The sequence below is a fragment of the Lentzea flava genome (genome assembly GCF_014648475.1).
GTDB classification, from domain to species: Bacteria; Actinomycetota; Actinomycetes; order Mycobacteriales; family Pseudonocardiaceae; genus Lentzea; species Lentzea flava.
Genome location: NZ_BMRE01000084.1, coordinates 1 through 23,648, shown reverse-complemented (window position 1 = coordinate 23,648; position 23,648 = coordinate 1). Strand labels below are relative to the sequence as shown.

Sequence of the window (23,648 nt, the reverse complement as noted above, 5' to 3'; positions counted from 1 at the left end):
TTTTCGTCCGAGTTGACACCCCTCCCTGGGTGTGGCTCGCTCACGCGCGGCTCGTGACGGGACCCACCCCACCCGAATCGCAACCCACCTACGCAACCGGCGGCCGCCCAACGCAACAGGCGTGCCATCAACCCGCTGAAGGCGCTGGTGGGTCTTTGATCAGATTGGCGGGGTCTGGGGCGGAGCCCCAGAAAGCAGCCGGAACGTACGCACGCACCGCAACCCACCTACGGACAACAAACAGGAAGACGCCAACGCACCAGGGGGACGACCCACAAAACCGATGCGCAGAAACCTATGCCCCAACAATATGCCGCAACTGGGCCAACAAATCACTACGAGAAGTAGACCCCAACCTCTGCCTCATCCGAGCCATATGATGCTCAACAGTCTTGGCAGAGATGAACAACCGATCCCCAACCTGCTTATAAGTCATCCCTTCCAAAACGAGCCGAGCAACCTCCCTCTCCCGCTCACTCAACTTCCCAGAATCCTCAACAACGGGAGCATCAGACTCCACCCGCCGAGCAGAAACAGGCCGCCCCTGCAACAACCGAGCACAGTCGAGCAGCCGCACCATCACCTGCCGATCCGAGGTGCGAATAGCAGCCTGCCCAGCCAACCGAGCAGCATCCCACCACAGCCCAACAGCATGCAGGCTACGAGCAGCCTCCTCGACCCGATCCGGATCAACCTTCCCGGCGATCACATCGAGCCAACTCTCCGCAGCAGCAGAAAGAACAGCACAATACCGAGAATGCCCCCGATTGACCGCCAAGGCAGCAGCGTGCTCCTCAGCGGCAACAGAATTCTCATCAATGAGAGCGGCGTGCAACAAACTCCAATGCAGCTGCGTGGCCCACAACGGCGGCTCCCCCAACGACCGCAACAACGCGGCGGCTTGAGCAAGATGCGGCGCCAACCGCTCCTGATCCCTCAACCGAGCTGCAGCAGCCGCAAACTCCCCCAGCGGCAACAACGAGAACAAGTCGACAGGATGCCGGAGCACAGCCTCACAGGCCTGCTCCCAGGTCCGCCGCAAAGTGGCCAAGTCGCTGTTGCGCCGAGCCACCCCGACCTCGAGCGCCACAGCGAAAATCCAGTCGCGAGGCTCGAACACCCCCCGAACAGCCATCAGAGCCTCACGCGCAACGGCGAGGTTTCCGCGCAACATGTGCAGCCACGCCTGCAACAACCGGTGCCGCACCGACATCAGGACCCCGCCGGTGCCGCACTCGACAGCACGGTCCAGCACGGACTCGGCAACGTTCGGCTCACCGCACTGCACAGCCACGAGCGCGGCCAACGCGGCCGGACTGTCGGGCAGCAACACGGCCCCACCAGCGGGCTCCAGCATCGACGACGCCCGCACCAAAGTGGACAGTGCGGCGGTCTCGGCCCCGGAAACGGACTGCCGAACCCCTTGCAGCATCAGCGAAGCGGCACCACCGAGCATCGTCGGCGGCTGCGGCGGCGTCTCGTCGAACCGGTGCCCGGTCCCGATCAACCCGATCCCGGCGAACGCCGCCGCATAAGGTGTGGCGGCCCACCGGAACAGCTCGGTGCTGCGAGCCAACTGGCCCCGATGCGCCAGTGCCACCGCCGCGACCTCGGCGGCCGTCCGCCGATGCGGCGTGTCGGAAGCGCTGATCACCTTGTCGGCCAGGCGCAGAGCAGAGTCCAGATCGCCGGCCATCGCGGAAGCCGTCGCCCACGAAGCCGCAGTCTCCGCGGACGGCGCCCCGCCCCCGGTGGAAGCCTTGAACAACCGGGCGGCGAGCGCAGGATCGGACGCCAGCGCCTCCCGAGCAGCCGCGGCGAACACGGGTCCACCGATCCCGGTGTCCAGCAACGGCCGCACCAGCTCCAGAACCGGCCCGCCGCGCTCGAGCTGCAGCTGTGCCAGCTTCTGTCGCACAGCGATTCGCCGCTCAGCCCGGGTCAACGCCCCGACGGCCCGATGCGCCAACGGCAGCAACGTCCCGTCCTCGGCGAGCATGCCGGTGGCGCGGGCGGCCTCGATGATGTCGCTGACCTCGTCGAAGTCCTTGTCCAGCAACGAGGACAGCAGGTCGAGCCGTTGCGCGGCGCCGGCTTCTGCGGCCAGCAGGAACTTCTGCAGGTCCGGGTCCAGCCAGTCGAGTTCCGCGCGGAATCCGCTGAGCACCTCGGACGACACCTCGGAGACGGCGCCGAGCCGTTCCACGAAGGCGGGCACGCCGCCGGTCTGCGCGAAGACGAAGTCCACCACGGGCTTCGGCGCGTGCAGGAACTCGCGGACCTGTTCGCGGGAGAACGGCGCCAGCTGCACGGCCACGGCACCGCGGGTCAGCTCGGCCAGCGCCGCGCGGCGCGGCCACGGCCGGTAGGCGACCACGAGCAGGGGCTCGGAGGCCAGGGCGCCGAGTGAGGCGTCGTCCAGCAGGTGCGCGTCGTCGACCACCCGCACAGCGGCGTTGGTGATCTCTTCCAGCAGCGCTGTCTTGCCGTAACCGCCAGGCGCCACAACGACAACGCGCAGGCGGGTGCCCTCGGCCGCGTCGTTGATCCGGTCGAGGACGTCTCGCACGGAGGCGTCCAACACCAACCTGGCTCGCGTGGTCACGCTCAACGGCCGTCCTCATCGTCGTGTTTGGATCGGGAACTGGACCGGCGGCCAACGGGGTTCAGCGCGCTCGCCACGCGCTTCACCCGGCGCGGGGGCAGCTCCAGAGGGGACACGTCCACCGGTGGTCGGGGCGGTGGCGCGGTGAACTCGTCGTCGTCGGGGCGGGCGATCTCGCCGACCGGGAACCGCAACGACGCTTCGCGGGTGTGGACCAGGACCGAGGTGTCGAGGGGCTCGGGTTCGGACTCGGGTCCGACGACCACCAGCCGGGCGGCGACCGCGGCGCCCTTGGCCACCGAGTGCTCGGGGGCGGCCTCGGCCAGCACCCGGCAGTCGACGGCGGCGGACAGCGCGTCACCGATCGCGGGCATCCGGCAGCCACCGCCGACGAGCAGCACCGCGTCGGGCTGCACGGCACCCAGAGCGCGGACGAAGGTGCAGACCAGGTGGTCGACCGACGGCCGGATCTCCTCGACGAACTCGTCGCGGGTGATCTCGACGCCGCTGATCACGACCGACGGGCCGAACGCCCGCTTCGCCGCCTCGCACTCCGCGACCGACACGACGCCGTCCTTGCCGAGCCTGCCCCGCACCAGTGCCGCCAGCAGGTCGTCGAAGTCGGCACCGGTGTGGTGATCGATGCCCTCGACGTGGTTGACCAGCTCGAACGTCCGGTTCTGCGATCGGCGCACCACCGACGCGGAAAACGCGTGGCTGCCCAGAGAGAACACCGCCAACGACGAGTCCGGCACCACCCGCGAGCGCACGGCGTGGTTCTCCGCGGCGGCGAACGGTTCCGGCACGAGCGTCACGTCGTGGACGCCGACGGCCCGCAGCGCCGCGTAGAGCTGTCCTCGGCGATAGGGGCCCCACCCGGCCGGGTGGCTGACGGCCACGTGCCGGGGCTGTTCACCCTCCCGGGCGACGACCTCGCCGATGACCCACATGATCAACAACGCGGTCAGCTCCTCGGCCGGGCACGTCTCAGGGCCCAGCGAAAACGGCACCGCGTCACCGACTCTGCGGGCGAAGCCCGTAGCCGTCCAGCCGGGGGCACCGTACTCACCGACCGAGAACGTCCCTGCGTCCGTGAGCTGCAGAAACGACGGAACAACCAGGGCGATCTCGGCATCCCGGGCGCCGTCGAGACGGCACACGGCAGCAGTCGTGCGGGTGGTCCCGACATCGACTCCGAGTACGTACGCCAAGTCTCTTCCTCACCTGTTCGCAGCAGCGACCAGTACCTACACGGGTGAACAAGAGGCGCTCAAGCGGTGCCCCTAATCCCCTAGGGGGTCAACGACCGTCACCCCTTCAGGGAACGGGGATTCACTGGGAGTGATCCCCGATGTTCGGGTGTTCCCGCTCTCATAGCTTTTCGGCACACCAATTGATACGTGTTTCAACGGGAGTTCCTCAGATGATCGAGTCGACCAGCAACCTCCACGACTTCGTGCTCAACCTCCTCAGCGACCCGGCGCTGAAGGCTGCGTTCGCGACCGACGCCCAGGGCACGCTGGAGCAGGCTGGCCTGGCCGACATCACGGCCGTCGACGTGCAGGAGGTCATCCCGCTGGTGATCGACCTGCTGCCCGCCACTCCCGCGGGCCTGCCCGCCCTCGAGAGTGTCGCGTTCGACGGTGTCGCGAACGACGTCCTCGAGGACGGCCCGCTCGGCGCCATCAGCCAGCTGCAGGCGGTCGCGTCTCAGCTGACCACGCAGGGCGTGTCGCTCGGCGACATCACCTCGTCCTCCGCCGGCCTGCTCGCGGCCGACGAGAACGGCCTGTCCGTCTGGGCCGGCACCAACACCCTCAACACGCTCGGCGCGGGCGAGGTCAAGTTCTCCGGTGACTTCTCCGCCGTCGGCGACGTGACCTCGGTCCTCGACCAGACCGCCTCCCCGGTCGCCGGCACCGCGCTCGACGTGGCCGACACCGCGACCTCCACCGTCGACGGCACCCTGGGCTCGGTCACCTCGGCCGTTCCCGGTGTCGACGGCGTGCTCGGCCACCTGGGCGGCGTGACCGGCCTCACCCACGACGCCCTCGGCGTGCTGGGCGGCGGCGACGTCAACCTGGGCAACGCCCTCCACACCGGTGGCCTGGACACCCTGTCCAACGGCACCGTCGACGTGCGCGTCCCCGAGGCCGTCAGCGGCGTCGAGCACGTCGCGTCCGGTGTGGTCGACACCGCCGCCGGCGTCACGAACTCCGCGACCGGCCTCGTCGGTGACCACGCGGGCGTCGGCAACGTGCTCGGCGGCGTCACCAACGTCACGCACGACCTGCCGGTCGTGAACGACGGTCTCGACCTGCACGGCCTGCTCGGCTGAACCACCTTCCCCATCCCGGACCGGCCCTGTCTCCTCCGACAGGGCCGGTTCGGCGTCTACCAGGCAAAACGGTCAGGGCGGTCGGCGCGGTGAGCAACGTCACCGCCTCTCCGAACAGCCCGGTCTCTCCCGAACGGAACCGGGCTTGCGTTCGAGACTTTCACCCAAGGGGGTGAACACGGCACTATGAGTCAGGTGATGGCACCGCCCTGGCTCGACGTGCTCGACGAGACGATCGGTGCCTGCGTCACGCACCGGAGGCCCGATCTGGAGGCCCGGCTGCGGGAGAAGCGGGCCCAGCAACTCGACCCCAAGTTGCGCGTACTCGTCGTCGGCGAGTCCAAACAAGGCAAGAGTCAGCTCGTCAACGCGTTGCTCAACGCGCCGGTCTGCGCGGTGGGCGACGACATCACCACCACCGTGCCCACGTTCGTGCAGCACGCCGACACCCCGTCGGCCGCGCTGGTCCGCAACGCCTCCGCACGCGGGTCGATCTTCCACACGCCGACCGAGCGCATCGCGGTCCCGATCGAGCAGGTGACCAAGCAGGTCTCCACCGCGCACTCGCAGCACGTCGTGCGCGCCGAGATCGGCATTCCCCGTGCCCTGCTCGACAGCGGCCTGGTCCTGATCGACACCCCCGGAGTGGGTGACACCCGATCCGCGCACACCGCCAGCACGTTCGCGACGCTGATGCAGGCCGACGCCGTGCTGCTGGTCTCCGACGCCACCGGCGAGCTGACGTCGGCGGAGATGACGCTGCTCAAGAAGATCATGGAGGCCTGCCCGAACGTCACGGTGGTCGTCACCAAGATCGATCTCGTGCCGAGCTGGCGGTCGGTCGTGGAGCGCAACAAGGCCCTGCTCGCGCGCGCCGGCGTCCCCGCGAAGCTCATCCCCGTGTCGAGCGCGTTGCGGCTGCGTGCCGCGAAGACCGGTGACCAGCGGCTCAACACCGAGTCCGGCTTCCCCGAACTGCTGGCCTGCGTGCAGCGGGACATCGTCGCCAGTGCCGACCTGCTGGCCCGGCGCGCCGTCGCCGTCGTCGCGTCCAGCGCCATCGCCCAGCTCGTCACGCCGTTGCGCGAGGAGCTGACCGCGCACGACTCGTCCCGCACGGCCGCCACGATCTCGACGCTGCAGGAGGCCCAGCGCCGCGTCGACGAGCTGCGCCGCCGCTCCGCGCGGTGGCAGAACGTGCTCAACGACGAGATGGCCGACCTGATCTCCGACGTCGAGTACGACCTGCGCGACCGCACGCGCAAGATCCTGCGCGAGGTCGACAAGACCTACGACGAGGCCGATCCCGCGATCGGCTGGGACAAGTTCGAGCAGTGGCTGGAGGACAACCTCAACGAGGCCGCCACCACGAACTTCGCCTGGCTGATGGAACGCGCGGAGTGGGTCGCCGCGAAGGTCGCGAAGAACTTCCCGGTCTACCGCGAGGACCTGATCCCCGGTTCGGTGCTGCCGGACGACCTGCTGGAGCCGGTCGGCAAGCTCGACAAGCCGAAGATCGAGCCGTTCTCCATCCCGCAGAAGCTCTTCACCGGTCTGCGCGGCTCGTACGGCGGCGTGCTGATGTTCGGTCTGGTCACCTCGCTCGCCGGCATGCCGCTGATCAACGTGATCTCGCTCGGCGCAGGCGCCCTGTTCGGCGGAAAGTCCATTTTGGACGAGAGCGACCAGCGGCTGAAGCGTCGCCAGGCCGCCGCGAAGGCCGCCGCGCAACGGCACGTCGACGACTTCTTCGTGAAGTTCTCCAAGGACGTCCGCGACGCGGGGCGGCACATCCAGCGCTCGCTGCGCAACCACTTCAGCACCCTCGCCGAGGAGTTCCAGGAGACGTTGCTGGAGTCGGCCCGCAGCGCCAAGCGCGCGGTGCAGGACGACCAGACCGAGCGCGAGCGCCGCCTGCGGGAAGGCCGCAAGGAGCTCGACAAGCTCATCACGCTCTACAAGCGGGTGCAGGCCCTCGGCGGTCCGGTGATGGAGCTCTCCGCGTGACATTGGACCGCGTCGTCTGGTCGATGCTGCAGGAAGCACTGGCCGTCTACCGCGACAGCCCGCGCGCCACGGGATGGTTGCGCTCCCACGTCGAGCGCTACACCGAACCCGTGCGGATCGCGGTGGCCGGCCGGTCGCGCATCGGCAAGTCCACTGTGGTCAACGCGCTGATCGGCGACGAGTTCGCGCCGTCGAGCTCCTTCGTCTGGTACCGCAACGGCACCGAACCGCGTGCGCACGTGTTCTCCGGCCCCGGCCGTCCGCACGAGGTCCAGGTGGGCAGGCGGGGCAGCAGGCACCACGTCGAGATCGGCCAGTTCGACCGCGCCGACCGCATCGTCGTCGAGTGGCCTTCGCGGTCGTTGCGGGACGTCGTGCTGATCGACACCCCGTCCGAGGCCTCGCCGGAACAGGTGCTGGGTGACGCGGACGCGTTGCTGTACCTGATGCGGCACGTGCAGGACGACGATCTGAAGTTCCTGCAGGCGGCCAACGACCACCCCATCGCCAGGGTGTCCAACGTGCACACGGTCGCGGTGCTCGCCCGTGCCGACGAGATCGGCGCCGGGCGCATCGACGCGTTGTCGTCGGCCAAGCAGATCGCCCGCAGGTACCGCCGTGACGTGGCCGTGCAGCCGTTGTGCCAGAACGTGGTGTCGGTCGCCGGTCTGCTGGCCGTGGCGGCGAAGACGTTGCGGGAGGACGAGTTCGCGGCACTCCGCGCGCTCGCCTCGCTGGGCCGCGAGGAGCTCGAGGACCACCTGCTGTCGGCGGACCGGTTCGCCGGTGAGCAGTTCCCGTTGCCGATGGAACCCGCTGTGCGGCAGGCGTTGCTCGAACGGTTCGGCATCTTCGGCGTCCGGCTGATCACCGCGCTGATCCGGCAGGGCTTCGACACCCAGGTGAAGCTCACCGGCCAGCTGGTGCAGCGCAGCGGGCTCGGTGAGCTGCGCGACTCGATCGCGATCCACTTCACCGAGCGCCGCGAGATCCTCAAGGCCCGCTCGGCGTTGCTGGCGCTGGACGTGCTGTTCCGGATGGAACCGCGGCAGAACGCCCGCAAGCTGATGGCCGACCTGGAACGCGTCGTCGCCTCGGCCCACGACTTCCGCGAGCTGCGGCTCGTGGCCGCGTTGCAGGCAGGACGCACGAAGCTGCCGGCCGAGCTGCAGACCGAGGCGCTGCGGCTGATCGGCGCCGAGGGCGCGACACCGTTGGCGCGCCTGGGTTTCGACTACGAGGCCGGCCCGCACGAACAGCGGGAGGCGTTGCTCGACGCGCTGGTCCGCTGGCAGGCGATCGCGGCCGACCTGCACGCGCCGAACGACCAGCGCCGGGCCGCTCAGGTCGTGGTCCGCACGTGTGAGGGACTTCTGCTCCCGCTGTCCTGAGGCACGATGGCGACATGGAACTCGTGCGTTGGCGGGACGAGCACTTCGAGCACATGCTGCGCTGGGCGAGCGACCCGAGGATGACCAGGTACGTCGGCGACGGGAAGCCGTGGACGCGGGAGTACGTGACCCAGCGGCACGAGCAGGCGTTGCGGCACTGGGAGGACCACGGCTTCGGCCTGCACGCCGTCGTGGAGGACGGCGAGGTCGTCGGCCTCGGGCAGATGCTGGAGGGCGGCGCCGAGGAGATCGAGATCGGCTACTGGGTGGACCCCGGGCACTGGGGCCGCGGCCTCGCCACGAGGATCGCCGAGGACCTGCGGGACAAGGCCCTCGCCATCTCCGACCGGGTCGTCGCCGGTCACCAGGCCGAGAACACCGCGTCCGGCCGCGTGCTCGAGAAGGCCGGGCTGACCTACTTCACCAGCAAGTACATGGGCGGAAGACTTCAGCACTGTTACGCGTTGCAGCGAGGTATGACCGACACGGGGGTTCTGCGCTACAGCGCGTTCACGACGGATCCGGCAGGCGGCAACCCGGCGGGTGTCGTGCTCGACGCGACCGATCTGTCCGACGACGAGATGCTCGCCATCGCCGCGAAGGTGGGCTACTCGGAGACGGCGTTCGTGCTGCCGCGGGAAGGGCGCGAGTTCGACGTCCGGTACTTCAGCCCGAAGGCCGAGGTCGCGTTCTGCGGCCACGCCACGATCGCCACCGCCGTCGCACTGTCCGAACGGGTCGGTGACGGACCGCTGACGTTCCACACGCCCGCCGGTGAGATCACCATCGAGACCGCGAACGGCACGGCCAGCCTGACCAGCGTGCCGACCAGCACGTCCGAGGCACCGCGGGAGCTGGTGGACCAGGCGCTGGAAGCGTTGCGGTACAAGGAGATCGGCGACGGACCCGTGCACGTCGGGTTCGCCGGCAACAGGCACCTGCTGATCCCGCTGAAGGATCGCGAGCAGCTGCGGGACCTCGACTACGACTTCGACGCGTTGCGCGACCTGATGCTGGCGCACGACCTGACGACCGTGCACCTGTTCTGGCGCGAGTCGGCAGACCTGGTGCACGCCCGCGACCCGTTCCCCGTCGGTGGGGTGGTGGAGGACGCGGCGACGGGCGCTGCCGCCGCCGCGTTCGGTGGCTACCTGCGCGACCTCGAAGGGCCGCAACGGTTCGTGATCAGCCAGGGTGAGGACATGGGCAGGCCGTCACGGCTGGAGGTCGACGCCACGCGCGAAGACCGCCGTGTCACCGTGACGGGTGCCGCCGTAGTCATCAGTGTTTGATTGCCGCTGCTCCGCAGACGGCGGCGAGTTCGTCTGGGAGTCGATCGTCCGGCCACCGCTTCGGCCCGAATCGCCTGCGGCGGTTGACCCGAAGAGGTGACCGGACGACCGACACGAACTCGCTAGACCGGCTCCAGCACCACGACGGGAATCTCGCGGTCGGTCTTCTTCTGGTAGTCGGAGTACGCCGGCCAGACCTCGTTCATCAGCTTCCACAGCCGGTCCCGCTCGTCGGGGCCGGCTGTGCGCGCACGTGCCCTGAACCTGTCCGCACCGACCTGCACCTCGGCCTCGTTGTCGGCCTGCAGGTTCAGGTACCAGGACGGGTGGGTCGGCGCACCGCCCTGCGACGCGACGACCACGTAGTTGTCGCCGTCCTTCTGGTAGATGAGTGCGGTCCGCCGCAGTTCGCCGCTCTTGCGGCCCTTGGTGGTCAGCAGAAGCGTGAACACACCTGGCTGCCACTCGTGGCCTTCGGCGCCGTCGGTTTCGACGTACTTCTGGATGTGCTCGTTGACCCAGCTCGTGGGAGAGTCCTTCACCGCCATGGGTTCGACGCTACTGCCGCGGAGCGCAGGGTGCGCGGCAGCAGCGTCGAACCGAGGGGTGCGCACCCTCCCGCGCCGGACCGTGGCGCTGCCGCAAGCGCCGGGCCGGATGATCGTCGGACTTCACTATGCCCCGATCGAAGGGTGGCGGCTCATACAGAAGCGGGATACAAGGTCTTTATGCCCGAGCTGGAGCTCCGCCACCTGCGCGCGGTTCGCACCATCGCCGAGGAAGGCAGCGTGACCAGGGCCGCCACGCGGCTCGGACTGACCCAGCCCGCTTTGTCCGCGCAGCTGCGCACGGTCGAGAGACTGGTCGGCGGCCAGCTGTTCGACCGGACGCGCAACGGGTGCGTTCCCACTGACCTGGGACGTCGTGTGCTGGGCACGGCCCGGCTCGTGCTCGACGAGATGGCGCAGCTGATGAGCACCACGCGGGAGACAGACCGCCGCGGGCCGTTGTTCTTCGGCTGCATCCCGATCCTGTACTTCGCCAAGCTCGTGGAAGGGCTGCGGGAGCTCAACGCCGACGTGCGCGCGGAGGTGCGGCCGTCGTCGGCGGAGATCGTGGACATGTTGGAGGCCGGACAGGTGCACGTGGCGCTGTTCGAGTTCTTCGACGGCATGCACGCGCGCGACCTGGCCGGCATCGAGCTGCGCAAGCTCGTCACCGAGCCCGCGTTCGTCGCGGTGTCCGAGACCGACCCGCTCGCCGGGCAGGAGGAGATCGACCTGGCCCAGCTCGCGGACCGCGACTGGGTCACGCCGCCCAAGCAGCACATCGGCAGCCGGACGCAGATGTTCCAGGCGTGCGCGGACGCCGGGTTCGTGCCGCGGCTGACGCACCACACGGGCGAGGCGAGCATGGCGCGCGGCCTGGTGGCCGGCGGGTGCGTGTCGTTCGCCGCGGCGCCGTCGCGCACCGGGGACGGCATCGTGATCAGGCGTCTGCGCGGGATGCCGTTGATGACGGACATCTTCGTGGCGACGCGGCGGGACTCACCGGTGGCGGGGCGGGCGCACGAGGTGTTCGCGTGCGCCGCCGACGCCTACCGGTCGGTGCTGGACCGCAATCCCGAGTACCGCAGGTGGTGGGACGCGCATCCGGAGGCGCACCCCGAGTTCACCTAGACCGCAGAACCGCTACGACGAGGCCTGAGACACGCCGGAACGTCCATCGAGATACATCGGGTCAGTCACTCGAATGCGCAGTGAATGTTCTCACTAAACCCCTAGAACCCCGAGTAAAACATCGGATGGGTCACGATTAGGGGGCGCGATTTGGCCCCTTGCGCTGGCACAATGGACCAATGGCCCAACCGTTCACCGACGAAAGCCATCCGGCGGAGCCCTATCCGGGTACTCGTCCAGACCACTGTTTCGTCCACGTCGACGAAACGGGCTGGCCAGTGCGACCGGACCTCACGATGGAGTCGGGATGGCGGGTTGAGCCGGAGAACATCGATCTAGACCAATGGCTCGCAAACCACGGCGAGCCGCCGCTGGCCGCCCGAATGCCGGTGCTCGGCTACGGCTCCAACGCCAATCCCAGCAAGGTCACCTGGCTCCGCGAGGAGCTCGGACTCGAAGGCCCCGCGGTCGTGCTTCGCGCACGGTGCGAGGGCCTTTCTGCCGTCTGGGCCGCCGGCATGCGCGCCCGTGACGGCCAGCGCCCGGCAACCCTCGCGGCCGCGCCCGGCCACGTCGAGGAGCACTCCGTCTGGTTCGCCACGCCCGAGCAGCTGCGCGTGCTGGACCGCTGCGAGGGCCGCGGACTGCGCTATCGCCTCGTACGCCTGCACACGGGCCGTGTGGTGCTCTACAACGGCGGTGTCATCGACTCCGTGCTCGCGTACACGGCAGGCTCCAAGAAGCGGATGCCCGTGCTCTTCAACGGCCGTATGGTCCGGTGCGCGGACGTCTCGCAGCGAGCCGCCCGCGTCCTGGGCGAGAGGCCTGCGATGACCGATGGACTGGACGTGACCGAGGTGCACGGCGACCCGTCCGCCGACGACTGGCCGGAACTGCTGTTCGTGTACGGCACGCTCAAACCGGGCGCAAGCGCTTGGCACCTGATGGAGCCGCACGTCGTCGAGCACGAGGAGACCCACCTGCCCGGCACGCTGTTCGACACGGGCCTGGGCTACCCCGCGCTGCGTCCCGGCGCCGGGCTCGGTGTGCCCGGTTTCGTGCTGCGCCTGCGCTCGCCGGAGGACGCCCTGCCGCTGCTCGACGAGTACGAGGGCGAGGACTACCGCCGCGTGCGCGTCGTGCTGCCGGACGGGCGGATCGCCTGGACGTACATCTGGACCGCGGCGGTGAAGGGCATGTCAGAGCTGCCCGACGGGTGGAGCGAACACCAGATCCGGTGAATTTCCGGCACGTTGTGTGGCCGAGTTGATATTTGGGCACATCCTTCGGTGGTAGGAGGTGCACCCATGACTCGACGGTTGATCGCTTGCGGACTGCTGGTGCTCGCTTCCGTGACGGCCTGCGGGGACAGAACTCCGGACACCGCGACGCAGACGATGCCGATGTCGACGCCGTCGTCGTCGACCAGTCCGTCATCGGCCACCAAGGACGCGGCGGCCGCACCGGCCACGAAGCGCTGCGACTCGTCGATGCTGAAGGGCCAGGTCGATCCGACCGACGCCGGCGCCGGCAACCGGTACGGCAAGTTCGTCGTGACGAACTCCAGCACCGCGCCGTGCACGTTGAACGGCTACAGCGGTTTCCAGCTGGAGAACGCCTCCGGTGCGATCCCGACCAAGCTGGAGCGCAAGGCCGACCCCGGTCCCAAGGCGCTGACCCTGGCGCCGGGCGGGCGTGCCTCCGCGAACCTGCACTGGGGCGTCGTGCCGTCGGGCAACGAACCCGTCGACGGGCCGTGCCAGCCGGAGCCGTCGAAGGCGGCGGCCATCCCGCCGGACGAGACGGTGCCGCTGACCGTGCCGTGGACGTTCGGACCTGTGTGTTCCGGTGGCCGGATCGAGATCAGCGCGTTCTACGCTTCGTAGATGGACGCACCCGGATGGCTCGCCGTGTTGCCGCACGGCGAGCGCATCGCCTTCTCACTGCGCACCGCAGGGGTTCCGGTGGCACTGACCGAGGACATCGAGTCCGCGGTGAAGGCCGCCGATCGGCCGGTCGTCCTCATTGGACACTTCACCGGCGCGCCCGCCGCTGTTCGTTACGCGCAAACGCATTCAGGGCTCGCCGCGCTGGTGCTGGTGTCGCCGGTGCTCGGCATGTGGGACGGCGCGTCCGACGAGCTGGCCGACCTGATGGACGAGGTCAACTTCGGACCGGCGCTGGGTGACCTGCCGACGTTGTGGCTGCACGGGTCGGACGACGAGATCGTGCCGATTTCGGACACGCGGGCGGGAACGGACCGGATTCGCGGGTCGGCGTTCGAGGAGCACGTCGTCGACGGGCTGCTGACCGACGGCGAGGCCGTCACGCGGGTGCTGGAATTCGTGCGCAGGGTCGTCTGACACCATCTCTGCTGCCATGAACCATGACGACCTCGTGCTGCTGATCACCGTGGTGGTCGAGGCGGCGGACGAGCAACAGGCGCGTGCCGCGTGCGACGTGCTCATCAGTCGTGCCGGTGCGCAGGTCGTGGACGCGCGTGACTGCTCGGACGAGGAGCCGTCGTGCTGGGCCGTCGTGATCACGGAACCCAGCCAGGAGAAGGCCACGCACAACGTCTCCGCCGCGCTCGCGCGGGCGGTTCGCACGTACGTGCGCGGGCTGGGTGACGGCTTCCCGACGCCTCGGGTGGCCTGTGAGCCGCCGACGGCGTGGACCGTGCTCGACGATCCCGAGCTGATCAGCGGACTCGTTCCGGGCGCCGAGCGCGTTCTGGTGGAGGCGTGGGCAGGAGATGACCCGTTCGGTGCAGGCACTCCGCGTGACAACTCACCCGTGAGGCCGTCTTGATTCACCCGGCCGGTCGGCAGGTCTTCACAACGGGGTGTAGGCGGCATTGTGAGGGTCACAACACCTGTAGTCGAGGGGCCAGCACCGCGCTCAACTGATCATTAAATCAAGGCCCGTTCGAGTGGATTCAGGCATCCACCCAGTTAGCCGATCTTCGGTCTCAACTGTGAAAATCTGGGCACAATCTCTACTGAGGGTGGTTGTACGACCGCCCTGTTCCGGGAGGGTTCGGGAGCCGACATGGCCAGCATCGAAGAGGTCCGTGCCGCAATTGCCCAGGCGATCGACAAGGCGAGCCAAAGCCAGTCGGCCCTCCAACAGGCGGCTGAGCTCGCCGAGGACGCGCAGCAACTCCTGACATCGGTCACGCAGGGGTCTGTGCAGGCGGACGTCGAGACGACGAACGCCCAGTTCGCCCAGGTCGTGTCCGGCGTGAGCGAGCTGCAGAACTACCTCGGCGCGGGCATTTCCGGGGCCGAGGGCATCAACAGCAGGCTTTGATGGCATCCATCGCCGAGGTTCGCGCCGCGCTCGAGCAGGCGAGCGAGATCCTGCGTGAGGCGTACCGAAGTGTGCGTTCCGCGCAGGAGGGCCTCGACGAGGCGGTTTCGATACTCGCCGAGTCGAGCGAGAACCACCACGAGTCGCTGCTTCCACCCGAGTTCGTGCGCGCGAAGGAAAGATTCCCCGATCAGCTGGAACTGATGGTGGGAACCCTTGAGCGGATCCAACGACTCACCGTGGAGCTGTGATGAGCAGGCGGGACGAGCGGCGACGGAGGATCGAGGAAGCCTTCGCGGAGTTCCAGCGCGCCGTGGCGGCCGCGCTGGGCTCGGTGGCGCGTGAGCACAGGGCACTCGCCACCGAGCACGCGAAGGACATGTTCGAGCTCACCGTGCGCGGCATGGGCATCGACAAGGCGATTCGCGACGCCGCGCTCGCGAACGTGACCCCGTTCCTGACGGTCGACGAGAAGCGCGAGAGAAACCCGCGCCAGGCCCCGCTCTCGATGGCCCAGTTCGCCGAGCGCCTCGCCCAGATCAAGCACGACTGGCACCAGTCGTACCACGAGTGGACCACGACCGGTCCCGACCAGCTGACGGCGCTGGTGAAGTCGGTCGCCGCGGGGCCGGCGTCGTGGCCGCACGAGTCGTGGCTCGGCACGCCGGGCACGCACGACGGCAGCGAGGGCGTGCCGGAGCTGTGGCGGATCGGCACGGGCGTGGTGACGTCCGCACCGGAGGCGCAGCCGTTCCCGGTGGCGGTTCCCCTGCTGGACCAGGCCCATCTGCACATCTCGTCCACTCCGGACAGTCGCCAGCTCGCGGACACGCTGGTGGAGAACCTGTTGCTGCGGGTGCTGTCGCACTTCCAGCCGGGTCTCGTGCACGTCCACGTCTGGGACGTCGGCCAGCTGACCGGGTCGTTGCCTGGCCTCTACCCGCTGACCCGCGCGAACCTCCTGACGGTGCACGACCCCGCGCGGCTGCACGAGCTGCTGGACGAGCTGTCCGAGCACATCCGCCAGGTGCACACGAAGGTCCTGGTCGACGGGCATCTGACCGTGCGTTCGGTCAGCGGTGAGGGCAGGCGCACCGAGCCGTGGCGGATCGCCGTGCTGTTCGGCAACCGCAAGGCGTTGAAGGAAGAACACCAGCAGCAATTGCAACGCGTGGCGCGCAACGGTTTGGCGTGCGGCGTGCAGTTGTTCATCGTGGACATCCCGATCACGATCAACTCGCCGGTGGAGACGGTGTCGTTGCGCGGCGACGGCACCGCGACCTGCACGATGACCGGCAAGCACGTGACGGTGACGCTGGATCCGCCGCTGCCCCGCACCCTCGTGCCCCGCGCCTGTGCCGCCATCGCGGAAAAGCGCGAGGAACGGCGGTCGCGCATGGGCACGTTCGGCGATCTGCTGCCGGAACGCCCGTGGACCGAGAACTCCGCCGCCGGAGTCATTGCCCCCGTTGGGTTCGACGACGGCGAACCGGTGTGCGTGCAGCTCGGCGACACCTCACCGCACGCGTTGATCGGTGGCCCTTCGGGTTCCGGTAAGACGAACTTCCTGTACGCGATGCTCGGTTCGTTGTGCGCGCGCTACTCGCCGGACGAGCTGGAGCTGTACCTGCTGGACTTCAAGGAAGGCGTGTCGTTCGCGCAGTTCGCGCCGGGCCGCAAGGACCCGTCGTGGCTGCCGCACGCGCGCCTGGTCGGCGTGAACGTCAACACCGACCGCGAGTTCGGCGTGGCACTGCTGAAGTTCCTGTCCGACGAGATGCGCCGCCGTGCGGACGCGGCGAAGCAGCACGAGGTCACGAAGCTCGAACACCTGCGCGCCGAGGACCCCGGCGGCCGCTGGCCCCGCATCGTCGCCGTGATCGACGAGTTCCAGTACCTCTTCGGCGAACGCGACCAGGTCACGGCCGCCGCGACCCAGCTGCTGGAGGACGTGGCGCGGCGCGGTCGCTCGCAGGGCATCCACCTCGTCCTGTCCTCGCAGGACGTCTCGGGCATCGAGGGCTTCTGGGGCAAGTCGGCGATCTTCGAGCAGTTCACCGTCCGCATCGCACTGCCCAAGGCCCGCCGGGTGCTGGCCGAACCGCAGAACGACGCGGCCGTGGAGCTCCCGCGCTGGCACGCGGTGATCAACCACGAGTCGGGTGTCAAGCCGGGCAACGAGATCTGCCGCATCCCGGACTCCACGTCCAAGGGCACCATGGACTTCCTGCAGAACGAGCTGTGGCGCCGCGAACCCGGCCAGGCCCCCGGCCTCTTCGACGGAAGCAAAGTCCCCTTTCTCGACGCACTGCCGGACTTCCTCGAACTGCGGCCGGGCGACGCTTCGCCTACCGTGCTGCTGGGACAGGTGATCGACGTCGCGGGCAGCGCCGCACGGGTGCGGTTCGCCCGCACGCCAGGCCGCAACATCGCGGTGATCGGCTCCGTGGTCCAGGACGCGGCCGCCGTCCTCGGCGGAGCGGCCGCGTCCCTTGGCAGGCAGCACGAGCCGCACGAGGCGGCGTTCACGCTGGCCTGCCTGGTCGACGAGGCGATGCCGTCCGCGCTGCACCTCGCGAAACGCCTGAGCGCGGACGGCCACGACGCCTCGGTGATCGGCATCGACGGCATCCGCGAGCTGCTGGACCGCACAGCGGCACGGCTGCAGTCGTTGAACACGGGCACGTCCGACACGCCGCCGTCACCGCACTACCTGGTGCTCTACGGCGTCGACGCGGCGCACACGTTGCTGGAGCAGAAAGATCCGACGACGCGGGCGTCCGGCCTGGACAGCCTGCGCACGGTTCTCAAGCACGGCCCGGAGAACCGCACGCACGTGCTCGGCTGGTGGCGCGGCGTGCAGAGGCTCAAGGCGAGCCTGCCGCCGGGCGTCTACGACGACATCGGCGCCTGGGTGGCGTTCGACGTGCAAGGCAAGGAGCTGCTGTCGCTCGGACCGGAACAGGTGATGGCCTGGTCGCCACGACCGCGCCGCGGCCTGTTCTTCGACAGGTTCGAGCACTCGCGACCGCAGGTGATCATCCCGTTCGACACAGGAGAAGTGTCATGAACCCGATGACGACGATGTTCGAGTCGGTCCCGTCGCAGCGTCAGAGCGAGGAGGTGATCGAAGTGCCGGCCCTGTCCGCCGTCGAGCGCTACAAGGAGATCATCGCCATCGCGACCGACGCGGCAACCCGCCAGCGCAAGCTGGACGAGGTCAGGTGCGCCGAACTCGCAGAGCGGATCGCGTCGACCCAGCACGAGATCGCCGAGGTCCGCGACCGCGAGCGAGTGGTCCGCATGGGCGCGGCCCTGCACTGGGAACAGGCCGTCGAGCAACTCTGGGACGAGCGCTGGTTCAAGATGGTCCCGCCCCCGGTCCCCGACGAGTCGGTCCCGCCACGCCCCCAGGGCGAGTACAACCGCGCCATGGACCTCGCCTACCAGGCCCTGGAAGACTCACTGGCGAAGCGAACCCTGTTGCGCCGCAAGCAGAAGGACTGAGTGCGCCGCTTACGCACCACCGCCGACGTCCTGGACGCCTGCGACGATCCCCTCGTCCGCTGGGCGTCCCAGGCGTTGTCGTCCGGTGGCGCAGCCTGGGAACACCGCGGCGCGGTGGCCGTCCATGCCCCCTGCCTGACCCGACGCCGCCGCCTGGTCCTCTCGGGCCCACCAGAAGGCGTGGCGTCTCTCCTGGCCGCTCACGGCCGAGGCGTGAACCTCCGCCCGCTGTTAGAACGCCGTCTGGCCCAAGAGGTGGCGACCCTGATGCCCACCCCGTGGGTAGAGGACAAACCTTTCGGCTGGATGGACCGCTCCGGCACCCTCGACCTCCCACCAGAACCGACCTGGCTCGCCACCCCCGACGGCGTAGAACCCCTGCTCCGCACCGCTTTACCGGATTCCTGGGCCTGGCCGGGCGAAAAAGGCGTCCGCCGCTGGGCAGGCATCCACCTGGACAACACCCTGGTGGCGACAGCAGCCGAGGCCTGGTCGTCCCACGACGTCGGCTTCATGATGGGCGTGGCAGTCCACCCGTCCCACACCCGCAAGGGCCTGGGCCACCGCATCTGCCAGTTCGTGGCGTCCTCTCTCCTCACCCTCTACGGCACGTGCGCCCTCTTCGTGGAGAACTACAACGCCCCAGCCATAGCCCTTTACCGCAAACTGGGCTTCGCCTACCGAGACATCACCACCCTCCTTCCTGCGGTCTAGCTCACATCCCGGAACACTCCCCAACAGCTCGCTGTTGAACCGGATAACTGATCCGCAAAATCCAGGATGGAGATGGTTCGACCATGACCAGCACCGCACTCGAAGTCCGCCTCGCCTCCCGCCCCCAGGGCTGGCCGACCGAGGACAACTTCGAGATCGCCGAGGTCGAGATCCCAACCCCGGCCGAAGGCCAAGTCCTGGTGCGCAACGTGGTCATGAGCGTCGACCCGTACATGCGCGGCCGCATGAACGACGTCAAGTCCTACGTGCCGCCGTTCCAGGTGGGCCAGCCCCTCGAAGGCGGCGCAGTGGGCGAAATCGTCGCGGTGGGCGAAGGCGTCACGACCCTCGCGGTGGGCGACAACGTCCTGCACGGCCTCGGCTGGCGCGACTACGCCGTGGTCCCCGCCGCCCACACGGTGAAGGTCGACCCGAACGTGGCCCCGCTGAGCGCCTACCTCGGCGTCCTCGGCATGCCGGGCCTGACGGCCTACGCGGGCCTCCTGGCCACCGCAGAATTCAAGCCCGGCGATGTCGTCTTCGTCTCCGGCGCAGCAGGTGCCGTAGGCCAGCTCGTGGGCCAGATCGCCCGCCTGAAGGGCGCCTCCCGCGTCATCGGCTCGGCCGGCTCCCCTGAGAAGGTCAAGTACCTGACCGAGGAACTCGGCTTCGACGCCGCCTTCAACTACAAGGACGGCCCTGTCGCCGAGCAGCTCGCCGCCGCAGCCCCCAACGGCATCGACGTCTACTTCGACAACGTCGGTGGGGAGCACCTCGAGGCAGCCATCTCCTCCCTGAACGTGCACGGCCGGGTGGCCATCTGCGGCGCCATCGCCCAGTACAACGACACCGAGCCGCCCGCCGCCCCGCGCAACCTGGTCCAGGTCATCGCCAAGCGCCTGACCCTGCGTGGTCTCCTGGTCGGCGACCACAAGGACCTGCAGCAGCAGTTCATCTCGGAGGTCGGCGCCTGGATCGCCTCGGGCGAACTGAAGTACAGCGAGACCATCGTCGAGGGCGGCACCCGCCAGGCCCCGTCCGCCTTCCTGGGCATGCTGCGCGGCGACAACAAGGGCAAGATGCTCGTCCAGTTCTGACAGACAGATCTCGCGAAGCCGAAGGCGAGCAGTCCCTGGCATACCGGGCCAGCGCCGCGTGTCCCGTCACGCGGCGCTGGCGGGTCTTTGATCAGATTGGCGGGACTCAACCAACTACGCACGCGCCCCTAAATCAACTTCCCGGGGTTCAGAATCCCAGTCGGATCCAGCTGGGCCTTGACAGCCCGCAACACCCCGACCCCGATCCCCCCGATCTCCTTCTCCAACCAGGGCAAGTGATCCCGCCCAACCGCATGATGATGCGTGATGGTCCCAAGCCGAGAGATCGCATCAGAAGCAGCAACCTTGGCCCGCTCCCACTGCCCCACAGGATCACCAAGATCCCGAGGCACCAACACGGTGAAGTACAACGAGGCTCCAGTCTCGTAAGCATGCGAGACGTGGCACATCACCACAGGATTCCCGAGCTCACCCACCAAGGCCACACGCACCGCGTCCCGCATCTCGGAAACGCGAGACCAGTGAGTAGCAGTCTCCAGAGTCTCAACACACACCCCGGCATCCAGCAGAGCATCCCGTTGCCGAGGCCCGTTGAACCGCCCGTGCAGCCAGGCAACGCCCATGGCACGCCCCAGCCGCACAACCTTCCGCCCGCTCAACGAACTCATGGTGGCGGACCGGGACCGACACTCCCACCCGAGAATCACGAGGCAAGGCTCCGCAATCCGCCGAAACCGCAAGTACTTCTTCAAAGTGGCGGCCCGAGGCCCAGCGAGCTCCAGCGCAACCTCAGTTTCGTCCACATCGGACAGGCGAGTGACATCAGCCAACACCCCGTCCTGGGCGAGCGTCCGCACGAGGTCGACCCCAGCCTCCCATCCGTCAACCACAAAGCCTTCATACCGAGGCCCATACGGCTTGGGCCGCACCCGCACCGCCACCTCGGTGATAACCCCGAACAGTCCTTCACTCCCCAGCACGAGCTGCTTCAAATCAGGCCCAGCAGCGGAAGCGGGCGCGGCACCGACAACCCACTCCCCAACAGGAGTGGCCACCCGCAACGACTCGACCATGTCCTCGAACCGCCCATACCCGGACGACGCCTGCCCAGCGGACCGAGTGGCAGCAAACCCCCCAATTGTCGCCCGCTCGAACGACTGAGGCACATGCCCGAGCGTGAACCCGTGCTCCCCCAACAACCGCTCAGCCGCAGGCCCGGTCAACCCGGCCTGCAGAACGGCAACCCGAGACACCGGGTCCACCGAAACCAACGCCCCAAGCCCAGCAAGATCCAAAGCCACGACGGCGGACTTGTCCCCGCGCAAGGCCTCAACCCCGCCAACGACGGAAGTACCGCCCCCGAACGGCACCACAGCAACGTCATGCTCGACGCAGACCTGCAAAACCTCGACAACCTCATCGGGAGTCGCAGGCTGAACCACGGCGTCCGGCACAGCGAGCGTGCCATGCCCCCGATGCCGCAACAGGTCCAGGTAGGACAGCCCGCCGGCACGCCCGAGCCGATCAGCCGCGTCCACGCTGACCGCGCTGACCGCCTCCAACGCGGTGAAGGCATCAGCCGACAACGCCGAGTCGGGAGCCGAAAGCGGCACCTCCTCGAACGGCTCCCCCAGCCCAACCCGCTCGCTCAGCCAGGCCAGCGCATGAGGCGGCAGCGGCTCGGTCTCAGTGGTCCATCTCGCCCTGGTCACTGCTACAGTGTGACACATGACGTCTCAACGTCACACCCACGACGCGCTGCTCGACGCCACCCGTGAGTGTGTTCTCGAGGTGGGAGTGCGCAGGACCACCCTCACCGACGTGGCAAAACGCGCCGGCGTGAGCCGGATGACGCTGTACCGGCGCTACCCGGACGTCGACCACCTGGTGCGGGCGCTCATGACGAGGGAGTTCGCCGCGCTGCTGGCGGAGGTCGAGGAGAGAAGCGGCCGCGGCAACGCCAGGGAGCAGCTGGTCAGCAGGGCTGTGGACGCGATCAGGGCGTTGTCGGCCAACCCGCTCATGCAACGCGTGCTCCAGCTCGACGCCGAGCTGATGCTGCCGTACCTCACCGACCGGCTCGGCAGCACGCAACGGCTGGTCGAGCAGTTCCTCGTCGGCCAGATCGAGGCGGGCCACCTCGACGGGTCGATCCGGTTCGGGGACGCCAAGACCCAGGCGCGCGTGGTGCTGCTGACCACGCAGTCGATGGTCCTCTCCACGAAGCCCGCCACGTCCGGGCTCGACTTCACCTCGCTGCTGGACGAGCTCGCCAAGCAGCTGGACGGAGCGCTGCGGCCATGAACACGTCCCTGAACGCCACCCGCCGCGAGCAGGACCTCCAGGCGGCCCAGCAGGAAGTCGCCGACGTCCTCGTGATCGGCGGCGGGGTCACCGGCACCGGCGTCGCGCTCGACGCCGCCTCCCGCGGCCTCAGGACCGTGCTGCTGGAGGCGCACGACCTGGCGTTCGGGACGTCGCGCTGGTCCAGCAAGCTCGTCCACGGCGGCCTGCGGTACCTCGCGAAGGGCGACGTGAAGCTCGCCCACGAGAGCGCGGTGGAGCGCGGCATCCTGATGACCAGGACGGCACCGCACCTCACCCGCACGTTGCCGATGCTGTTCCCGTTGCACGCGGGCGCGAACCACTTCGTCATGGCGGGGCTCAAGGCGGGCAACGCGTTGCGCATCGCCGCCGGCACGCCCGCCAGCGTGCTGCCCAGGCCGCGCCGCGTGCCGAAGCAGGAAGCGCTCGCGCTGGTCCCGGGACTGAACCCCGACGGGCTCACCGGCGGACTCCTCAACTACGACGGCCAGCTCGTCGACGACGCCCGGCTCGTCGTCGCCCTCGCCCGCACCGCCGCCGGATACGGCGCCCGCATCATCACCCGAGCGAAAGTCCTGACGCTGCAAGGCGATGGCGCCGCGGCCCAGGACACGCTCACCGGCACCACGTTCGACATCAAGGCCAGGGCGGTGATCAACGCGACCGGTGTCTGGGCGGGCACGCTGGCACCCGTGCACCTGCGGCCGTCCCGCGGCTCCCACCTCGTCGTGGACGCGAAAACCGCGGGCATCACCGGCACAGCGCTGACGATCCCGGTGCCCGGCGAACGCAACCGCTACGCACTCCTGCTGCCCCAGGCGAACGGCCGCGCGTACCTCGGCCTCACCGACGAGCCCGTCGACGAGATCCCGGACGTGCCGGCGGTTCCGGAGTCCGATGTGGACTTTCTGCTGACGACGGCTTCCCATGTCCTGCAACGGAATCTCACCAGAGAAGACGTCATCGGCAGCTACGCAGGACTGCGCCCGTTGCTCGAAGCGGAGGGCCAGACCGCGGACCTGTCCCGCCACCACGCGGTGATCAAGGCTCCGAACGGCGTGATCACGATCGTCGGCGGCAAGCTCACGACCTACCGCAAGATGGCGGCGGACGCGGTGAACGCGACGAACGTGACGCAGGTTCCCTGCCGCACCAAGGACATCCGGCTGGTCGACGACAGGCCGCAGCCGACCACGCCGATCGCGCCGGGCGTCACCGAGGCCGACGTCGTCCACGCGATCAGGCACGAGGGCGCGCTGGACGCCGACGACGTTCTCGACCGCCGCACCCGCATCGGCCTGGTGCCGGCGGATCGGGAGAAGGCGGCGCCGGAGATCGCCAGACTCCTCGCCGCGGTGTGAAAACGATGAACGGCGCTTTTGTCCACCTGGTGTTTTAACCAGGGGTGAGGTCCTTGGGA

General features: G+C 68.7%; 21 protein-coding genes. 17 read left to right on the top strand and 4 right to left on the bottom strand.

The features are described from left to right. Positions 1 to 295: 295 nt before the first annotated feature. Positions 296 to 2,569 (bottom strand): helix-turn-helix transcriptional regulator, encoded by a 2,274-nt coding sequence (locus IEZ09_RS43190; RefSeq protein WP_229813455.1) that lies wholly within the window; start codon positions 2,567 to 2,569, stop codon positions 296 to 298. A 38-nt stretch (positions 2,570 to 2,607) separates the two neighbouring features. Further along, on the bottom strand, positions 2,608 to 3,816 hold the full coding sequence (locus tag IEZ09_RS43185; protein ID WP_189259670.1) for a DUF7159 family protein: 1,209 nt from the start codon (positions 3,814 to 3,816) through the stop codon (positions 2,608 to 2,610). A 212-nt stretch (positions 3,817 to 4,028) separates the two neighbouring features. Between IEZ09_RS43185 and IEZ09_RS43180 the strand changes: the two genes are divergently transcribed. The 4 genes from IEZ09_RS43180 (at position 4,029) to IEZ09_RS47780 (ending at position 9,633) form a co-directional block, all read left to right on the top strand. Beyond that, a complete protein-coding gene (locus tag IEZ09_RS43180) occupies positions 4,029 to 4,943 on the top strand; it encodes an IniB N-terminal domain-containing protein (RefSeq protein WP_189259669.1) in 915 nt (304 codons plus the stop codon). Positions 4,944 to 5,141: 198 nt separating this feature from the next. Beyond that, positions 5,142 to 6,950: a dynamin family protein gene (locus IEZ09_RS43175; RefSeq protein WP_189259668.1), complete on the top strand. Its 1,809-nt coding sequence runs from the start codon at positions 5,142 to 5,144 to the stop codon at positions 6,948 to 6,950. Then, positions 6,947 to 8,341, top strand: coding sequence for a P-loop NTPase family protein (locus IEZ09_RS43170; RefSeq protein WP_189259667.1), 1,395 nt, complete (start codon positions 6,947 to 6,949; stop codon positions 8,339 to 8,341). Before IEZ09_RS43175 ends, IEZ09_RS43170 begins: the two co-directional genes overlap by 4 nt. A gap of 14 nt (positions 8,342 to 8,355) precedes the next feature. Next, complete coding sequence (locus tag IEZ09_RS47780) at positions 8,356 to 9,633, top strand: PhzF family phenazine biosynthesis isomerase (RefSeq protein WP_189259666.1); 1,278 nt, start codon at positions 8,356 to 8,358, stop codon at positions 9,631 to 9,633. Between the two features lie 122 nt (positions 9,634 to 9,755). Here the strand turns inward: IEZ09_RS47780 and IEZ09_RS43160 are convergent, their stop codons facing one another. Then, positions 9,756 to 10,181, bottom strand: coding sequence for a nitroreductase family deazaflavin-dependent oxidoreductase (locus IEZ09_RS43160; protein ID WP_189259665.1), 426 nt, complete (start codon positions 10,179 to 10,181; stop codon positions 9,756 to 9,758). A gap of 180 nt (positions 10,182 to 10,361) precedes the next feature. On the opposite strand from IEZ09_RS43160, the gene IEZ09_RS43155 reads away from it, so the two are divergent. From IEZ09_RS43155 to IEZ09_RS43105, 11 genes are all read left to right on the top strand, one after another. Then, the gene (locus IEZ09_RS43155) at positions 10,362 to 11,312 is read left to right on the top strand and encodes a LysR family transcriptional regulator (RefSeq protein WP_189259664.1); all 951 of its coding nucleotides are present in this window, start codon (positions 10,362 to 10,364) and stop codon (positions 11,310 to 11,312) included. A 296-nt stretch (positions 11,313 to 11,608) separates the two neighbouring features. Beyond that, positions 11,609 to 12,553, top strand: a complete 945-nt coding sequence (locus IEZ09_RS43150) for a gamma-glutamylcyclotransferase family protein (RefSeq protein WP_229813454.1) — start codon at positions 11,609 to 11,611, stop codon at positions 12,551 to 12,553. A 66-nt stretch (positions 12,554 to 12,619) separates the two neighbouring features. Beyond that, positions 12,620 to 13,198 (top strand): DUF4232 domain-containing protein, encoded by a 579-nt coding sequence (locus IEZ09_RS43145; RefSeq protein WP_189259662.1) that lies wholly within the window; start codon positions 12,620 to 12,622, stop codon positions 13,196 to 13,198. Continuing rightward, positions 13,199 to 13,675, top strand: coding sequence for an alpha/beta hydrolase (locus IEZ09_RS43140; RefSeq protein ID WP_189259661.1), 477 nt, complete (start codon positions 13,199 to 13,201; stop codon positions 13,673 to 13,675). A gap of 16 nt (positions 13,676 to 13,691) precedes the next feature. Continuing rightward, on the top strand, positions 13,692 to 14,123 hold the full coding sequence (locus IEZ09_RS43135) for a hypothetical protein (protein ID WP_189259660.1): 432 nt from the start codon (positions 13,692 to 13,694) through the stop codon (positions 14,121 to 14,123). Positions 14,124 to 14,363: 240 nt separating this feature from the next. After that, positions 14,364 to 14,624 (top strand): hypothetical protein, encoded by a 261-nt coding sequence (locus IEZ09_RS43130; RefSeq protein WP_030467713.1) that lies wholly within the window; start codon positions 14,364 to 14,366, stop codon positions 14,622 to 14,624. Further along, a complete protein-coding gene (locus IEZ09_RS43125) occupies positions 14,624 to 14,875 on the top strand; it encodes a hypothetical protein (RefSeq protein ID WP_189259659.1) in 252 nt (83 codons plus the stop codon). The genes IEZ09_RS43130 and IEZ09_RS43125 overlap by 1 nt, the downstream gene beginning before the upstream one ends. Continuing rightward, positions 14,875 to 17,694 (top strand): FtsK/SpoIIIE domain-containing protein, encoded by a 2,820-nt coding sequence (locus IEZ09_RS43120; protein ID WP_189259658.1) that lies wholly within the window; start codon positions 14,875 to 14,877, stop codon positions 17,692 to 17,694. Before IEZ09_RS43125 ends, IEZ09_RS43120 begins: the two co-directional genes overlap by 1 nt. Then, a complete protein-coding gene (locus IEZ09_RS43115) occupies positions 17,691 to 18,131 on the top strand; it encodes a hypothetical protein (RefSeq protein ID WP_189259657.1) in 441 nt (146 codons plus the stop codon). The genes IEZ09_RS43120 and IEZ09_RS43115 overlap by 4 nt, the downstream gene beginning before the upstream one ends. Further along, positions 18,132 to 18,845: a GNAT family N-acetyltransferase gene (locus IEZ09_RS43110; protein WP_189259656.1), complete on the top strand. Its 714-nt coding sequence runs from the start codon at positions 18,132 to 18,134 to the stop codon at positions 18,843 to 18,845. A gap of 83 nt (positions 18,846 to 18,928) precedes the next feature. After that, the gene (locus tag IEZ09_RS43105) at positions 18,929 to 19,942 is read left to right on the top strand and encodes an NADP-dependent oxidoreductase (RefSeq protein ID WP_189259655.1); all 1,014 of its coding nucleotides are present in this window, start codon (positions 18,929 to 18,931) and stop codon (positions 19,940 to 19,942) included. Between the two features lie 128 nt (positions 19,943 to 20,070). On the opposite strand, the gene IEZ09_RS43100 is transcribed toward IEZ09_RS43105, so the two are convergent. After that, positions 20,071 to 21,633 (bottom strand): FAD-binding oxidoreductase, encoded by a 1,563-nt coding sequence (locus tag IEZ09_RS43100; RefSeq protein WP_189259654.1) that lies wholly within the window; start codon positions 21,631 to 21,633, stop codon positions 20,071 to 20,073. Here IEZ09_RS43100 and IEZ09_RS43095 point away from each other — a divergent pair. Together IEZ09_RS43095 and IEZ09_RS43090 are read left to right on the top strand one after the other, a co-directional pair. Next, positions 21,632 to 22,207, top strand: a complete 576-nt coding sequence (locus IEZ09_RS43095) for a TetR/AcrR family transcriptional regulator (RefSeq protein ID WP_189259653.1) — start codon at positions 21,632 to 21,634, stop codon at positions 22,205 to 22,207. The two genes, IEZ09_RS43100 and IEZ09_RS43095, sit on opposite strands and share 2 nt — an antisense overlap. Then, positions 22,204 to 23,589 (top strand): glycerol-3-phosphate dehydrogenase/oxidase, encoded by a 1,386-nt coding sequence (locus IEZ09_RS43090; RefSeq protein WP_189259652.1) that lies wholly within the window; start codon positions 22,204 to 22,206, stop codon positions 23,587 to 23,589. The genes IEZ09_RS43095 and IEZ09_RS43090 overlap by 4 nt, the downstream gene beginning before the upstream one ends. Positions 23,590 to 23,648 lie beyond the last annotated feature (59 nt).